Raw genomic sequence first — 15,800 nt, forward strand, 5'->3', positions numbered from 1 at the left:
CACATGGTGCAGCGGGCGGCCCGCGGAAGCCCGGGTTCATGATCCGAGCGTACCTGCGCGACGGGGCGCTGCGCTTCCACCCGGCGTTGTAGCGGGCCTACTCCACCGGGAGTACGCCCGCTTGAATACGTGGTTTAACTGCGAAACGGGATTCTGCTGCTGCCGCGAAAGCAGAGCAGAATCCCGAAACGCAGCGGAACTGTGGTCAGCGTGCCTGGCGCTCGGCGGCTTCCACTACGTTGGCCAGCAGCATGGCGCGGGTCATCGGACCCACCCCACCCGGGTTCGGCGAGAGCCAGCTGGCCACGGACTGGGCCGCGGGCTCCACGTCGCCGGTGACCTTCGCCTTGCCGGTCTCCTCATCCTCAACGCGGCTAACGCCAACGTCGAGCACGATGGCACCGGGCTTGAGATCTTCGGCCTTGACCATGTGCGGCATGCCGGCGGCGGCAATCACCACATCCGCGCGGCGCAGCTCGTCGGCCAGGTCCACGGTGCCGGTATGGGCCAGCACAACAGTGGCGTTGATGGTCTTGCGGGTCAGCAGCAGTCCCAGCGGCCGGCCCACGGTCACACCGCGGCCCACCACCAGCACCCGCTTGCCGGCCAGCTTAATGTCGTGGCGCAGCAGCAGTTCCACGCAGCCGTGCGGGGTGCACGGCAGCGGCGAATCCAACGGCGCGTTGACGTTGAGCACCAGCCGGCCCAGGTTCATCGGGTGCAGACCGTCGGCGTCCTTGGCAGGATCCATCTTCTCCAGGATGGCGTTGGTGTCGATGTGCTTGGGCAGCGGCAGCTGGACGATGTAGCCAGTGCAGGCCGGATCGTTGTTCAGCTCATCGAGGACCGATTCCAGTTCCTCCTGCGAGATGGTGTCCGGCAGGTCGCGGCGGATGGAATTGATGCCCACCTCGGCGCAGTCCTTGTGTTTGCCACCGACGTACCACTTGCTGCCGGGGTCCTCCCCCACCAGCACGGTGCCGAGGCCGGGAACGATCCCGCGGGTCTTCAGTGCGGCGACCCGCTCGGCGAGCTCTTCCTTAATGCGTTTGGCCGTGGCCGTTCCGTCCAGCTTCTGCGCGGTCTGGGTGGCTTCAGAATTCATCGGGCTCCTGTTCGGAATACGTGTGGACTGCGGGAACCGGCCGGAGCCGGCGTTACCACTGCTCGTGGCCGGGGTACAGCGGGAACTGCTGGGCCAGCTTGGTCACGCGCGTGCGCAGCGCCTCGACGTCGGCGCCGCCCTTCAGCGCTGTGGCGATGATATCCGCAACCTCGGTGAATTCGGTAGAGCCGAAACCGCGCGTGGCCAGCGCCGGCGTGCCGATGCGCAGGCCGGAGGTGACCATCGGCGGGCGCGGGTCGAACGGCACGGCGTTGCGGTTCACGGTGATGCCGACTGAATGGAGCAGGTCTTCGGCCTGCTGGCCGTCCAGCTCGGAGTTGCGCAGGTCCACCAGGACCAGGTGCACGTCGGTGCCGCCCGTCAGCACGGAGACGCCGGCCTCGGTGACATCGGCGGCGGTCAGCCGTTCGGCCAGGATGCGGGCACCCTCAAGCACGCGCGCCTGGCGGTCCTTGAACTCCTGGCTGCCGGCGATCTTGAACGCCACGGCCTTGGCTGCGATGACGTGCATCAGCGGTCCGCCCTGCTGGCCCGGGAAGACATTGGAGTTGATCTTCTTGGCGAAATCCTGCTTGCCCAGGATGACACCCGAGCGCGGTCCGGCCAGGGTCTTGTGCACGGTGGAGGTTACGACGTCGGAATGCGGCACCGGGTTCGGGTGCAGGCCGGCCGCCACCAGGCCGGCGAAATGCGCCATGTCGGTCCAGAAGTAGGCGCCGACCTCGTCCGCGATGGAGCGGAAGGCCTCGAAGTCCAGCTGCCGCGGGTAGGCGGACCAGCCGGCGATGATGACGTTCGGACGCTCGGCCAGTGCCTGCTCGCGGACCTTGTCCATGTCCACGCGGAAGGTCTGCGGGTCCACCTCGTACGCGGCGACCTTGTAGAGCTTGCCGGAGAAGTTCAGCTTCATGCCGTGGGTGAGGTGACCGCCATGGGCCAGGGACAGACCCATGATCTTGTCGCCCGGGTTGATCAGGGCGGCGAGCGCGGCGGCGTTGGCCTGCGCGCCAGCGTGCGGCTGGACGTTGGCGAACTCGGCGCCGAACAGCTTCTTGACGCGTTCGATGGCCAGGTTCTCGGCCACATCCACGTGCTCGCAGCCGCCGTAGTAACGGCGGCCCGGGTAGCCCTCGGCGTATTTGTTGGTCAGGACGGATCCCTGCACCTCCAGCACGGAGCGCGGGGCGAAGTTTTCGGAGGCAATCATTTCCAGCGTGTCGCGCTGGCGCCCGAGCTCGGCATCGAGAACGGCGGCGATTTCGGGATCGACTTCGGCCAGAGGCTGGTCGGTGACTGACGGGGTGGAAGACGTCACGGGGTTCTCCTGGAGGTAAGGGATTTGCTACAGGTCAGGCTACCGGTTGCGGGCAGACTCACGCATTGTGTGTCCGGCCTGCGGAAATTACGCCCTCAGGCACATCCGGTTGAAACTTGACCCTCGGCCCAGGCGTGCGATCCGTGGTCTGCACTGTGCAGCTCCAGTCAACCCGTGGTCGATTGGCCCTGCCGCCGCTTCCTGATGGTGGTCCACCTGACGCCAGTCGCGACGAAAAGCAAGTCTACTGTGCGTAATGCAGGCAGTGAAAAGTACGACGGCGGAATACCTGCGCGCCCGGGGCCGTTGGAGCCTACAGAAGTTGACGTATCAACCAACTTGGACAGGAGCGGCATGGACAAGGTTCTGGACGCAGTGATTATCGGCGCCGGCCAGGCCGGCCTCAGCGCCGCCTACCACTTGCAGCGGCGCGGCCTGGTTCCGCAGCAGGACTACATAGTCCTGGACGCGAACGAAGGCCCCGGCGGCGCGTGGCGGCACCGCTGGCCCTCCCTGACCTTCGACGCAGCGCACGGGCTGCACGATCTCCCCGGCCTCCCGCTCGGGGTTCCGGACCCCGCAGAGCCGGCCTCCGCCGTCGTTAGCCGTTACTACGGTGCCTACGAGCAGAAGTTCAACCTTCCCGTCCACCGTCCCGAACGCGTTGAATCCATTACCAACAACGACGACGGCGCCGGGCAGCTGCTGCGGGTCACCAGTGCCTCGGGCCGCGAGTGGCTGGCGCGCACGGTGATCAGCGGTACCGGCACCTGGGACCGGCCGTACTGGCCCTACTACCCCGGGCGCGAGACATTCCGCGGCCGGCAGCTGCACACCCATGACTTCCGCTCCGCCGAGGACTTCCGCGGCAAGCGCGTGCTGGTGGTCGGCGGCGGGACGTCGGCCCTGCAGTTCCTGCTCCAGCTCGACGCCGCCGGTGCACAGACCGTCTGGTCCACCCGGCGGGAGCCGGACTTCATTACCGAGCCCTTCGATGCCAGCTGGGGCATCGAGGTTGAACGTAAGGTCAACGAACGCACGCGCGCCGGGCTGCCGCCGGTGAGCGTGGTCGGCGTGACGGGCCTGCCGCTGAACGAGACCTATAAGGCCGGTATCGACGCCGGCGTCCTGGTCTCCCGCGGGCGGCTTGCCCGGATCACCGGGGACGGTGTGGTGTTTGCGGACGGATCGGCCGAGCAAGTGGATGCCATCCTGTGGGCAACCGGCTTCCGCGCCTCGCTGGACCATCTGGCCCCGCTGCAGCTGCGCGAGCCCGGCGGCGGCATCCGCATGGGCCCGGACGCCGTCTCCGTGGTCAAGGAACCGCGGCTGTTCCTCGTGGGGTACGGCTCCTCCGCCTCGACAGTCGGCGCCACCCGGGCCGGCCGGGCGGCGGCGATGGCCGCGGTGCGCCAGCTGAAGACTGCCGGGGTACCGGACCAAAGAGCGCGCGCACTGGCGGCGGTGGCGGGCTGACGCAGTAGCGGCTGAGGCGGGTAGCGGCTGACGCCGTCGTCGGTCTTGCTGCCCGCACCGGTAACCTTGGAGCTGTGAGTGAAGCTTCCCTGCCCAGCACCGATTCCACCTACAACCTGACGCTCTCCTGCGAGGACCGCCCCGGCATTGTGTACGCCGTGACCGGAGCGCTGGTGGAAGCCGGCTGCAATATCGTCGATTCGCAGCAGTACGGGAACCCGAATTCCGGCCGGTTCTTCATGCGCGTTGCCGTCACCACCGGCACGTCCTACACAGACCTGCACCGGGCGCTGCAGCCCGTGGCCGAAACCTTCACCATGCAGTGGAGCCTGAACCCGCAGGGCGCCAAGCTGCGCACCCTGCTGATGGCTTCCAAGTCCGCGCACTGCCTCAACTCGCTGTTGTTCCAGCAGCGCTCGGGCACGCTGCCCATCGACGTCCCGGTCATCGTCTCCAACCACACGGACCTGGCTGACATGGCGGAGTTCTACGGCATCGAATTCCGCCATATTCCGGTCACGCCGGACACCAAAGCCGAAGCCGAACAAGCGCTGCGCGACCTGATGGCCGAATGCGACATCGAGCTCGTGGTGCTCGCCCGCTACATGCAGATCCTGAGCAATGAACTCTGCACGGACCTGCAGGGCAAGGCGATCAACATCCACCACTCCTTCCTGCCGTCCTTCAAGGGCGCCAGGCCCTACCACCAGGCGCACGACCGCGGCGTCAAACTGATCGGCGCCACGGCGCACTACGTCACGCCGGACCTGGACGAGGGCCCGATCATCGAGCAGGAAGTCATCCGCGTGGACCACGCGAAGTCGGCCGAGCAGTTCGTGGCCATGGGCCGCGACGTGGAAGCCCGCACCCTCGCCACCGCCGTCCAGTGGCATGCCGAGCACCGTGTCCTGCTGGACGGGCACCGGACCGTCGTCTTCAACTGACCTCGAGACTCCGGGCTGCCCACCTCCCGGGCCTCCGCCTGCCCTGGCCCTTCACCTGCCCTTCTCCTGGCTGCCGACCCCACGTAGGGTCGGAGCATGGGCAACTACGAGAGGGACCTGACAACCTACTATGACCGGCAGGCCGAGGCCTGCGATGCCCGCGAGCCGGATCCACAGCGGGTAGCCAAGCGCAGCGAGTTCATCGAGCACCTCAAGGCAACCCGCCGGCATGACCTGCTGGAGATCGGCTGCGGCACCGGCGTGGACGGCCTGGCGTTCAAGGCCGCCGGCATCCGTTACACCGGCGTGGACCTCTCCGAAACGAGCGTCCGGCTGGCCCGGCACAAACAGCTCGAAGCCTCGGTCGCCTCTGCCCGCGAACTGCCTTTCGCCGACGAAACCTTCGACGCCGGCTGGACCATGAGCACGCTGCTGCACGTGGCCAACACCGATCTCTACGGGGTCCTGACCGAAATCATGCGGGTCCTCAAACCCGGCTCTCCCTTGGCCGTGGGCCTCTGGTCCGGCTCCGACAGCGAGGGCATCAACGCCGCGGACGATCAGGAACCGCAGCGCTTCTTCAGCCGCCGCTCCGACGAAACAATCCTGAGCCTGTTCGAACCGCACGGCACCATCCGGGACTTCGCGACATGGGAACACCGGCAGGATCCCGGGCACTACCAGTACTTCATCATCTATAAACCCTGATTTACGACGGCGGTGCGCACCCCGCGCCGCCACCGCGGCTTGGGTAGGCTGGTTGCCATGGCCCACATCATCACACTCGCCGGCAAAACCCCGGCCACCGACCCGTCCGCCTTTGTCGCTCCCACCGCCACCTTGAGCGGCGATGTTGAACTGGCTGCCGATTCCAGCGCCTTCTACGGCGTCTCGGTCCGCGGCGATACCGCCCCGATCCGGGTGGGTGCAGGCAGCAACCTGCAGGACAACGTGGTGCTTCACGCTGACGAGGGCTTCCCGTGCACCGTGGGTGCCGGCGTCAGCATCGGGCACACGGCCGTGGTCCACGGCTGCACAGTGGAGGACAACTGCCTGATCGGCATGAGCGCGACCATCATGAACGGTGCAGTGGTCGGTGCAGGCTCACTGGTTGCCGCGGGAGCCTTGGTGCTGGAGGGCACGCAGATCCCGCCCCGGTCCTTGGTGGCCGGAGTTCCCGCAAAGGTCCGTCGCGAACTCAGCGACGAGGAATACCAGTCGGTCCTCGACAACGCGGCGCACTACGTCGAGCTCGCCAAGCTGCACCGGGACGCCAATGCATAATTTCCGGGCAGTCGTCCTGCGTTAACTTCTTGACTACAAGGGGCGGCGGGAGCACCCTGTTAGGTATGCCAGCCGAACCAGCCACCGCGACGGGTACCCACCAGCGGCCCGGCTCCCAGAGTGCATTGCGCAGGCGCAACAGCCAACGGATCATCCGCGCGCTCATGACCAGCGGCCGGCTGACCCAGGCCGAGCTGGCCCGGCAGACCGGTCTTTCCACGGCCACCGTGTCCAACATCGTCAAGGCAATGGTCGACGACGGCCTGATCCTGACCTCGCCGACCACCAGCTCCGGCCGCCGGGCGCTCTCCGTCACGCTGAACGGCCGCGGTGCGGTAGCGGTCGGAGTGGATTTCGGCCGGCGTCATGTCAACGTGGTGCTGGTCAGTCTGGACCACCGGGTGCTGGCCGAGGACGGCGTCGAACTGCCCCTCGGCCACCAGGCGGAGGAAGGCATCGAGGCCGCCGCACAGCTGGTCCGGCGGCTGCTGGCGGAAACCGGAGTGGACGCAGGGTCGCTCCTCGGTCTGGGCGCCGGCATCCCTGGCCCGATTGACCACCGCACCGGCAGGGTCATCCACGGAGCGATCCTGCCCGAGTGGGTGGGCATCGACTTGCTGGGCCGGCTCCGCCAGGCGTTCGGCATTCCGGTCTTCATCGACAACGACGCCAATCTGGGTGCGTTGGCTCAGGTCAGCTGGGGCCCCTACCAGAACGTGCAGAACCTGGTTTTCCTGAAACTGGGATCCGGCATCGGCGCGGGACTGATCCTCAACGGCGCACCGTTCTACGGCAACATCGGCGTGACCGGCGAAATCGGCCACGCCACCGTCGCCGACCACGGTCTCATCTGCCGCTGCGGAAACCGCGGCTGCCTTGAAACGGTGGCCTCGACCTCCACCATGATCGACCTGCTGAGCCGCGGCAGGTCCGAGCCGGTCAGCACCGAAGACATCGTCCGGATCGCCCTCGACGGCGATCCGGCGGCACTGCGGGTTATTGACGACGCAGGACTAGCTGTTGGCCGGGCGCTGGCGAACGTGTGCAATCTAGTCAACCCGGAAGTCATTGTCCTCGGCGGCTCCCTGACGGGACTGGACGCCATCCTGCTCGACCCCGTGCGCCGGGGGCTGCTTCGCCACGCCGTACCCGCCGTGGGCGAATCCACCGAGCTGGCCATGTCCGGGCTGAGCAACCGGGCAGAGGCCCTCGGCGCTGCCACGCTGGTCCTGCAGCAGGCCGAGCTGCCCTCGCTGTAAGAACCCAGCATGCTACGCAGAAGTTTTGCGTTCAACTCTTGACGGCAACGTGTGTGACGGAGTTAACTTCAAGGCAAGCCACGAACCCGTGTGCATCTTCAAGCAGACGACAAAGTAGTCAATGACTGCTCAGTAATGGAGGCGTTATGCGACGCGTATCTTTGCTCGCCAGCGTTGCGGCAGCAGGCTTGCTCCTGTCCGCATGCGGCGGAGGAAGCTCGGTCGAAGAAGCGAACCCGACAGAAGCTACCGGCTCGGTTGGGGTCTTTACCTGGTGGGCGGACGGCTCGGAGAAAGTAGGCCTGGATGCGCTCGTGGACATCTTCGACGAACAGTACCCGGATCTGACCTTCGACAACCTGGCCGTTGCGGGCGGCGCGGGCAGCCAAGCCAAGAGCGTTCTGGCGGCCAACCTCAAGTCCGGCAATCCGCCGGACTCGTTCCAGGCCCACGCCGGAGCCGAGCTGCAGGACTACATCAATGCGGACCAGCTCGAGGATCTGAGCTCCTTCTACGAGGAAGCCCAGCTCAACGAAGCTTTCCCGCAGGATCTGCTGGACCGGCTGACCGTGGACGGCAAGATCTACTCGGTTCCGTCCAACATCCACCGGGCCAACGTGGTGTGGGCCAATGTGGAAGTCCTTGAGGAAGCCGGCCTCGATCCGAACAATCCGCCCGCCGATCTCGACGCCTGGTTCGCGGACATGGACAAGATTAAGGAAAGCGGCACCACTCCGCTGGCCGTCGCCGGCACCTGGACCCAGGTGCAGCTGTTCGAGAACATCCTGCTGGCGACCCTCGGTCCCGAAGGCTACAGCGGCCTCTGGGACGGCACCACGGATTGGAAGAGCCCAGAGGTGACCGAGGCGATCGAGAACTACAAGAAGGCGCTCAGCTACACCAACTCGGACCGCGACACCCTCAGTGACTGGGGCCCGGCCACGCAGCTGGTCGAAGACGGGGCTGCCGCCTATAACGTCATGGGTGACTGGGCCGAAGCCAAGTTCGCGCAGGACGGGCTGAAGCCGGGTACGGACTACGTCTACTTCCCGACACCGGGAACCGACGGCGTCTTCGACTTCCTGGCCGATTCGTTCACACTGCCAAAGGGCGCACCGAATCCGGCCGGCTCCAAGGCATGGCTGACCACCATTTCCAGTGTCGAAGGCCAGCAGGCGTTCAATGCGGCGAAGGGATCCATCCCCGCCCGCACGGACGTGCCGAGCGATGAATTCGGCGAGTACCAGAAGAGCGCCATCGAGGACTTCTCCTCGGACACCATCGTCTCCTCGCTCGCCCACGGCGCAGCGGTGCCGGTGGCGTGGCTGAACGAACTGAGCACCGCCGTGAGCAAGTTCGGCGGGCCCCAGGATGTTGCCGCACTGCAGGAATCTGCTGCTTCGATAGCAGAAAAGTTCGCGCAGTAGTCTCGGACAAACCGGTGGGCGGGTGCGGCTCAGCCCTAAAGCACCCGCCCACCGCGTTCGTTCCGCTGCTGCGCGAGGAGAGATAGGGTTCGTGTTCACGAAAATCAGGACCTGGGGGCCGGCGCTGGCCTTGATATCCCCCACCATCCTTCTGCTGGGCATCTTCGTCTACGGACTGATCGCCCAGAACGTCCAAATTTCCATGACCAACCAGCACACGTCCCTGCCCCGCGCGGACTTCGTCGGTCTGGACAATTACTTCCGCCTGTTCGGAGACGCCGATTTCCAGCACTCGCTGCGCAACCTACTGCTGCTGACGGTTGTCTTCCTGGCCGGGACGCTGATCTTCGGTTTTCTCTGGGCCTGGATTCTCGAGCGCCCCGACTTCGGCGAAGGCTTCTTCCGCTCCGTCTACCTGTTTCCGATGGCCGTATCCTTCATCGCCTCCGGCGTGGTCTGGCGCTGGCTGCTCTCCAGCCTGCAGACGGACCAGCCCGGAGGCGAGCGCACCACCGGCCTTAACCGCCTGCTGGAGAGCATTGGGCTGGGTTTCCTGCAGAACAGCTGGTGGTCGGACCCCAACTGGGGTGTGGCTGCCATCGCCGTACCCGCGATCTGGCAGCTCTCGGGCTACGTCATGGCGCTGTTCCTGGCTGGTTTCCGCGGCATTCCGGACGAGTTGCGCGAGGCCGCCCGGATCGACGGCTGCAGCGAATGGAAGCTTTACCGCCATGTCATTTTCCCGCAGCTGAACCCGGTCATGCTCTCCGCCGTCATCATCATCGGCCACATGTCGCTGAAGCTCTTCGACCTGATCCGGGCCATCGTCCCGGACGCCAACACCTACGACATCCAGGTACCCGCCACCATGATGTGGGTTAAGTACATCGGCAGCGACTACGCCGATTCCGCCGCCATCGGCACCATCATGCTCATCCTGGTGGCCCTGGTGGTTGTCCCCTACCTCGTCTACACCTCGCGACAGGAGAAGCGCTGATGGCGACCTCCACGGTACCGCCCCCGGTCGAAGTCTCGACCCCGCGCGCGCCCGCCCGCAGCAGCGGCCGGCAGAAAATCAACCGCACGCTCAAGTACGTGTTGCTGTTGGTCTTCGTCGTCATCGTGCTGATTCCGGCCTATGTGCTGTTCATTACCAGCTTCAAGGGACCCGCCGACGCGGATCCTTCAACGGCCTGGTTGCTGCCGACAACGTGGGAAACCGCCGGCTGGGCCAAGGCCTGGGAAACGCTAGCGCCTGCGCTGGGGCGCACCTTCGCTTTGGTCATTCCGGCGTCCATCATCTCCGCGATGCTGGGCTCGATGAACGGCTTTGTCCTCTCGCGCTGGCGGTTCCCCTACGCCAACGTGGTCTTCACGCTCATCCTGTTCGGCATGTTCATCCCGTACCAGGCGGTCATGATCCCGCTGACCCAACTGATGCAGGGGCTCAACATCCCCAACGGGATCCCCTCCCTGCTGGTCCTGCACATCGTTTACGGCCTGCCCATCTGCACCCTGATCTTCCGCAACTACTACGAGTCGGTTCCCAGCGAACTGATCGAAGCGGCCAGGATGGACGGTGCGGGGCTGCTACGGACCTACGCCTCGGTCATCCTGCCGGTCTCCGCGCCGGGCTTCGTTGTTGTCTTGATCTGGCAGTTCACGTCAGCTTGGAACGATTATCTGTTCGCCGCCTTCTTCTCCTCAGGCAGTAACGGCCCGGTCACCATTGCCCTGAGCTTCCTCGCCGGCGGCCAGTTGACCGATTACGCGGCGTCCATGGCAGGTGCGCTCATCGCATCGTTGCCCACCCTGATCGTCTACATCATCCTCGGCAAGTACTTTGTGGGCGGTCTGATGAGCGGCTCCGTCAAGGGTTAGTCCCGTCCACGGACACAAAGCAGCGGCCGGCATCTTTGCGGAACATGTGTTCCTGCCAGATGCCGGCCGCTGAGCAGTTCCTCACGCGGTGGACTCAGGACGGAGCCATTACGGGCGGCGCTGGTCTCCGTCCGCGTCGCGGGCAACGTGGCGGCCTTCGTCGTCGCGGTTCTGGTCGGGGCCGCGGTTTTCGTCGCGGTCACCGGCGACCCGGTCGTTTCCGCGCCCACCCTTGCGTTTGTCGTCGGTATTGACGTCCGGGTCCATTTCGTCAGCCTTGCGCAGCTGCTCCTGCGATTCATCGCGGATGCCCTGGGCATCGGCCTTGCGCTCATCGGCCTGACTCCGCATCCGGTCCGCTTCTATCCGCGCACGCTCGGCCTCGATGTCCGCCTGCTCGGCATCGACCTGGACGCGGTGTGCCTCCGCTTCGCGTTCACGGGCGCCCAGTGCAGTAGCCTGGGCCGATTGGCGGACTTCGGCGGCTTTCGCCCGGTCCGCTTCCTGCCGTTCATGCATCTTGGCCTTGTTGCGCTTCTTCGCGAAGAAGACAATCAAACCGATGATGATCAGAAGAACTACAACTGCAACAACGATCCATACAATCTGGGATGTATCCATGGGTATAGCGCCTCTTTCCTGCTGAACGGGAATATCAGCCTACTTACTTTGTACCACTCATGGAGGAGCAGTAACAGGGGCGCAGCACCGGAACCGCAGGTCAGCGGCAATGCGTGCCAGCCGGCGGCGGCCCCGGCCTGTGTCAGGACAGGAATACGCCGGCCGGTATTGTCAGTACCGGATGGCGTCGATGACCTTGACCCGGACCGCCACCACGGCCGGGATTAGACCGGCCAGAGCACCCACCACGGTCGCCGCCCCCAGGCCGATCAAGGCAGCCTCCAGCGGAAAGGGCGGCAGCTCGCTCACCCCGGCGGCAATCACGTCCTGCACCCACGGGCTCTTGACAACGGCCACCGCCAGCATCACACCGACGACCCCGGCCACGAACGTCGCAACGACGGATTCGAGCATCACGCCGAAGAAAATCCGGCCACCCGTCGCACCGAAACTGCGCCGGATACCGACTTCGCGCACCCGGTAGCGGACCGTCACCATGGAGATGTTGAGCAGCCCGACGGCGCCGAGCAGCAGCACCAAACCCGCAATTCCGCCTACTGCGAGTTGAATGCTCTCGAACGGGTCGCCGAAGGCTGCGTAGTCGGATCTGTATACCTGCGCCGAACCGGGCCCGAACTGGGCCCCGAGATCGCTGCTCATGGCGGCGGCGAGCGGTTCCGCGATCTCCTCCGGAACCCACATCTCCATCGCCGGGGGCATCAGTGCCTCGCCGCCCAGCGCCCAGGCGTCGTAGTGCCCCGCGAGCATCATTGCCTGTGGCGGCGCCTCGGGCCACTGGTTGGGGACCACGCCGGCGACGGTGGCCGCGATCGACCGCTCCCGGACGATCTGCACCGCCGGGTTCTGCTGCAGATCGGGAAGCCCCAGCCGCTGGTGGAAGGCCTCGTTGACGATGACGGCAGGTGCCAGCCGCTGTTCATCAGTGGGTGTGAACCAGTGCCCGAGGGACAGATCCACCCTGCGCATCGTGCCGTAGCCGCGGTCCACCACCATGGTTTCCGCCGTCGAAACGCCGTCGGGGAACTGGAACGGAACCGACGTCTGGTAGCGCAGGCTCGAATGCTCGACGCCGTAGCGCTCCACCAGCCCCTCGAGAGCTTCCCGCACCTGCGGTACGTCTATTTCGCCGCTGGCCGGGAAAACTTCAGCGGTCACGGTGGCCGCGCGGCCGCCCTGCTGCTCCTGCGTCTGCACCATGGCTTCCCGGGACATGTTGCCCAGTCCGACCACGGTGGTCAGGGCCGCCACCGACAATGCCACCCCGATCAGTGCCAGCAGGACCCTCGTCTTATGGATCCGCAACTCGGACCAGGCTTCGACAAGGGCTGCGATCAAGCCGGTCATGCTGCCAACTCCCCATCAACGAGCACACCATTGTGCAGGCGGTAATGCCGATGTGCCAGCGCGGCGACGTTCGGGTCGTGCGTGATGGTGACCAGAGCGGCCCCGGACTCCCGCGCCACGTCGTCCAGCAGCTTCATGACGGACTGTCCCGTTTCGATGTCCAGTGCGCCGGTCGGCTCGTCCGCCAGGATCAGCTGGGGCGAGCGTACCAACGCCCGCGCGATGGCGATGCGCTGCTGCTCGCCGCCGGAGAGCTTGTGGGGTTTCTCCCGCAGCCGGTCGCCCAGCCCCACCAACCCGAGCATCTCTGTGGCCAGCCGCTCACGCTGCCAAAACTGCTTGCCCCGGGCGTAGAGCAGCGGCGTCATGACGTTCTCCAGCGCGGTGCGGCCGGGCAGCAGGTTGAACTGCTGGAAGATGAATCCCACCCGGGCGCCGCGCGTCAGGGCGCGGCGCTTTTCACTCATGGACCGGACCGGCACGCCGCCGAAGGACATTGTGCCGCCGGTAGGAACGTCCAGCAGGCCCAGGATATTCAGCAGAGTGGACTTGCCCGAACCGGACCGGCCCACAATGGACAAGTGGTCGCCGATCCGGATTTCCAGGTCCACGCCCTGCAGGATGCGCAGCGGTTCGTGGTCGGGAATGAGCACCGTGCGCTCCACGCGCTCCAGCGCAACCAGCGGCGGTTCCGGATGCTGCGCCGCCGGCGTCCGCGAAGTGGCGGGGGCCGTCATCCGCCCATCACCATCCCGAAGTCCTCCATGCCCGGCCCCATCAGTTCATCGGCGGGAGCACCCGGGACGAACTGCAGCACCAGCTCGTCCTCGTCCAGTCCTTCGATGATTTCCACTTGCTGGCCGTCGTTGAGACCGAGGCTCACTTCGCGCTCAACGGGCTCCGCACCGCCGTCGTTCTCCAAAACCCAAACGACGCCGGAGTCCACCGCGCCCTTGACCGCGGTGGTGGGCACCGTGATCACGTCTTCGGCGGTACCGGCGCTGATATCGATGCTGGCTCCCAGACCGGCGAAAACGGTGACATCCTCGGGTACTGCACAGCTGACCGTACCGGTGGACGTCTCAGGGGCTGCAGGCCCGAACGGCCCCATTGCCGCTGGATCCTGCGGCGCCTGCGGGGCCGGATCCGAGGAGGACGCTTCGCCTACCGTGACGGCCTGGCACTCGAACGGCGCGGGACCACCGGTGACCGTAACCATCGCGGTACTCGGGCGGTCCAGCAGCCGGAACTGCTGGTCCGAGGTCAGGGAGCCGGAGACGGAAAAGGTGCCGGGCGAAAGCGTCACGGCGTCGGTGCCGACGCTAACCTGCTGGTCCACGAGCACCGCCAGATCGGTGACTTTGCCCGCTGCCGTGGCCACCACGTCGGTGTAGGTATAGACAGGAGCGGGCGTAGCAGCCTGCCGTACCTGCTCAAGCTCGGCATTTCCGGCAGTCTCGTTGGACCCGCCTATGTCGGAGGTCCCGCCGTCGTCGGCCGTCCGACCAGCAAAGAGTTCAGTTGCCTGCGCCGACTCCGGCTCCACGAGCTTCTGCACCTGGAAGAGCGGATCGCCCTTGGCGACGTCAGCACCCACTGCCACATGGACAAAGTTCACGGTGCCTTCGGCAGTACTGCGGACCACAACGGACGGATCGTTGGCAACGGCCCCCTGCACCTGGACGACGTTGGTCACCGTGCCGCGGGCGGCCGGGATGCTCGGCGTGACCAGCTGCGCGACGGGCTGCTGGCCGGAGGCCTCCGCACGCATGCCATCGACGAAGGCCAGCTTGAAAAGTGCCATGGCGATGACGGCAAAAATGGCCATCCAGACAATCGGAAAAACGTAGCGGCGCACAGTGCCCATGCCTATCCCCCATTTCGATGAAGGTGCCACTCACCGGACACCCGAACAGCGCGGCACCACCGAGAGGTGAAACGTTGAGACTTGCCCCGCTTGATGGACGTTATCATTTGCAGCGGCAATGATGGATTCATGACAACGTCCCCGCGAATCATCACGCCGCCCTGCGCCGCCCCCGGGGCACCCAGCCCGTTAGCCGCGACCGGCCGGCCGTTGCGCTGGGGCGTGGTTTCGACGGGCAAAGTTGCCGCCAAGGTCAGCGGTGACCTCGCCCTGCTCGAGGACGCTGTGCTGCAGGCGGTGAGCTCGCGGGTGGCGGATAACGCGCTGGCTTTCCGGGACCAGTTCGGCTTTTCCACCGCCTATTTCGATAACGACGGCGGCAAAGGCTACGAGCAGCTCTTCGCGGACCCCGACGTCGATATTGTCTACGTGGCGACCCCGCACGGCCAGCATTACGAAATTGCCCGGAGCGCGCTGGAAGCCGGCAAGAACGTGCTGTGCGAAAAATCCCTGACCATCAACGCGCGCGAGGCCCTGGAACTGGCCGAACTTGCCCGGAGCAATTCGCTGTTCCTGATGGAGGCAGTGTGGACGCGGTTCCTGCCGATTGTCCACCGGGCCTGGGAGATCCTGCATTCCGGGGAGCTTGGTGTGATCCAGTGGCTGCAGGCGGACATCGGCTTTCCCGCCCCTTATGAGGCGGCCGCCCGGCTGTGGAACCCCGCTGCCGGCGGAGGGGCCTTGCTGGATCTGACCGTCTACCCGCTCACCTGGGCGCTCGGCACGCTGGGATTCCCGCAGACCATTTCCGCCGTCGGCCATATTAACGACGACGGCGTGGACGCCCAGAACGCGCTGACCCTCACCTATAGTTCGGGTGCCCAGGCGCAACTGACTTCCTCGCTCCTGGCGTCCTCGCCGCGGACCGCCACCGTCTGCGGCAGCAACGGCTGGCTTCGCACCAACAGCCCGCTGCACAATCCAACCGAGCTGATCATCCGGGAGCACAACGGAACGCCGCGGATCGAGACCTTCGAGCCGGTGGGCCAGAACTACGTCTACGAGTTGCGCGATGTCACACGCTGCATCCAGCAGGGCATGCTGGAGAATCCGACCATGCCGCTGGACGACACGTTGAACACCATGCGCCTCTTCGACGGCGTCCGCGCCCAGCTCGGCGTCAGCTATGTCAACGACCGGGCCGTGCCGGTAGCGGACTGACCCGCCGCCAAGCT

Annotated in this window: 15 protein-coding genes; 9 read left to right on the top strand and 6 right to left on the bottom strand. The window is 65.8% G+C overall.

Translation table 11 applies throughout. From position 1 onward, the window contains the following. Positions 1-205: 205 nt before the first annotated feature. Complete coding sequence (locus HGO92_RS01395) at positions 206-1,105, bottom strand: bifunctional methylenetetrahydrofolate dehydrogenase/methenyltetrahydrofolate cyclohydrolase (protein WP_169991181.1); 900 nt, start codon at positions 1,103-1,105, stop codon at positions 206-208. Positions 1,106-1,157: 52 nt separating this feature from the next. Continuing rightward, complete coding sequence (gene glyA, locus HGO92_RS01400; protein WP_169991183.1) at positions 1,158-2,441, bottom strand: serine hydroxymethyltransferase; 1,284 nt, start codon at positions 2,439-2,441, stop codon at positions 1,158-1,160. Positions 2,442-2,795: 354 nt separating this feature from the next. On the opposite strand from glyA, the gene HGO92_RS01405 reads away from it, so the two are divergent. The 8 genes from HGO92_RS01405 to HGO92_RS01440 all read left to right on the top strand — a co-directional run bounded on the left by HGO92_RS01405 (position 2,796) and on the right by HGO92_RS01440 (position 10,712). Beyond that, the gene (locus tag HGO92_RS01405) at positions 2,796-3,917 is read left to right on the top strand and encodes an FAD-dependent oxidoreductase (protein ID WP_169991185.1); all 1,122 of its coding nucleotides are present in this window, start codon (positions 2,796-2,798) and stop codon (positions 3,915-3,917) included. A gap of 74 nt (positions 3,918-3,991) precedes the next feature. Beyond that, the gene (gene purU / locus HGO92_RS01410; RefSeq protein ID WP_346768811.1) at positions 3,992-4,861 is read left to right on the top strand and encodes a formyltetrahydrofolate deformylase; all 870 of its coding nucleotides are present in this window, start codon (positions 3,992-3,994) and stop codon (positions 4,859-4,861) included. A 96-nt stretch (positions 4,862-4,957) separates the two neighbouring features. Next, the gene (locus HGO92_RS01415; RefSeq protein ID WP_169991187.1) at positions 4,958-5,569 is read left to right on the top strand and encodes a class I SAM-dependent methyltransferase; all 612 of its coding nucleotides are present in this window, start codon (positions 4,958-4,960) and stop codon (positions 5,567-5,569) included. A 57-nt stretch (positions 5,570-5,626) separates the two neighbouring features. After that, complete coding sequence (locus HGO92_RS01420; protein WP_169991189.1) at positions 5,627-6,145, top strand: gamma carbonic anhydrase family protein; 519 nt, start codon at positions 5,627-5,629, stop codon at positions 6,143-6,145. A 65-nt stretch (positions 6,146-6,210) separates the two neighbouring features. Beyond that, entirely contained in the window at positions 6,211-7,404 is a 1,194-nt protein-coding gene (locus HGO92_RS01425) for an ROK family transcriptional regulator (RefSeq protein ID WP_169991190.1), read from the top strand. Positions 7,405-7,550: 146 nt separating this feature from the next. Next, on the top strand, positions 7,551-8,831 hold the full coding sequence (locus HGO92_RS01430) for an ABC transporter substrate-binding protein (RefSeq protein ID WP_169991192.1): 1,281 nt from the start codon (positions 7,551-7,553) through the stop codon (positions 8,829-8,831). Positions 8,832-8,922: 91 nt separating this feature from the next. Beyond that, positions 8,923-9,828, top strand: coding sequence for an ABC transporter permease subunit (locus tag HGO92_RS01435; RefSeq protein ID WP_169991194.1), 906 nt, complete (start codon positions 8,923-8,925; stop codon positions 9,826-9,828). Next, on the top strand, positions 9,828-10,712 hold the full coding sequence (locus HGO92_RS01440; protein WP_169991196.1) for a carbohydrate ABC transporter permease: 885 nt from the start codon (positions 9,828-9,830) through the stop codon (positions 10,710-10,712). Before HGO92_RS01435 ends, HGO92_RS01440 begins: the two co-directional genes overlap by 1 nt. 108 nt (positions 10,713-10,820) lie before the next feature. On the opposite strand, the gene HGO92_RS01445 is transcribed toward HGO92_RS01440, so the two are convergent. The 4 genes from HGO92_RS01445 to HGO92_RS01460 form a co-directional block, all read right to left on the bottom strand. Further along, entirely contained in the window at positions 10,821-11,333 is a 513-nt protein-coding gene (locus tag HGO92_RS01445) for a hypothetical protein (RefSeq protein WP_169991198.1), read from the bottom strand. A gap of 171 nt (positions 11,334-11,504) precedes the next feature. After that, positions 11,505-12,698: an ABC transporter permease gene (locus tag HGO92_RS01450; protein ID WP_169991200.1), complete on the bottom strand. Its 1,194-nt coding sequence runs from the start codon at positions 12,696-12,698 to the stop codon at positions 11,505-11,507. Continuing rightward, complete coding sequence (locus HGO92_RS01455) at positions 12,695-13,435, bottom strand: ABC transporter ATP-binding protein (RefSeq protein WP_169991202.1); 741 nt, start codon at positions 13,433-13,435, stop codon at positions 12,695-12,697. The genes HGO92_RS01450 and HGO92_RS01455 overlap by 4 nt, the downstream gene beginning before the upstream one ends. Continuing rightward, positions 13,432-14,565: an efflux RND transporter periplasmic adaptor subunit gene (locus HGO92_RS01460; protein WP_169991204.1), complete on the bottom strand. Its 1,134-nt coding sequence runs from the start codon at positions 14,563-14,565 to the stop codon at positions 13,432-13,434. Before HGO92_RS01460 ends, HGO92_RS01455 begins: the two co-directional genes overlap by 4 nt. 129 nt (positions 14,566-14,694) lie before the next feature. Between HGO92_RS01460 and HGO92_RS01465 the strand changes: the two genes are divergently transcribed. After that, on the top strand, positions 14,695-15,786 hold the full coding sequence (locus tag HGO92_RS01465) for a Gfo/Idh/MocA family protein (RefSeq protein WP_169991206.1): 1,092 nt from the start codon (positions 14,695-14,697) through the stop codon (positions 15,784-15,786). Positions 15,787-15,800 lie beyond the last annotated feature (14 nt).

The organism is Crystallibacter degradans, from assembly GCF_012952295.1.
Classification (GTDB): Bacteria; Actinomycetota; Actinomycetes; order Actinomycetales; family Micrococcaceae; genus Crystallibacter; species Crystallibacter degradans.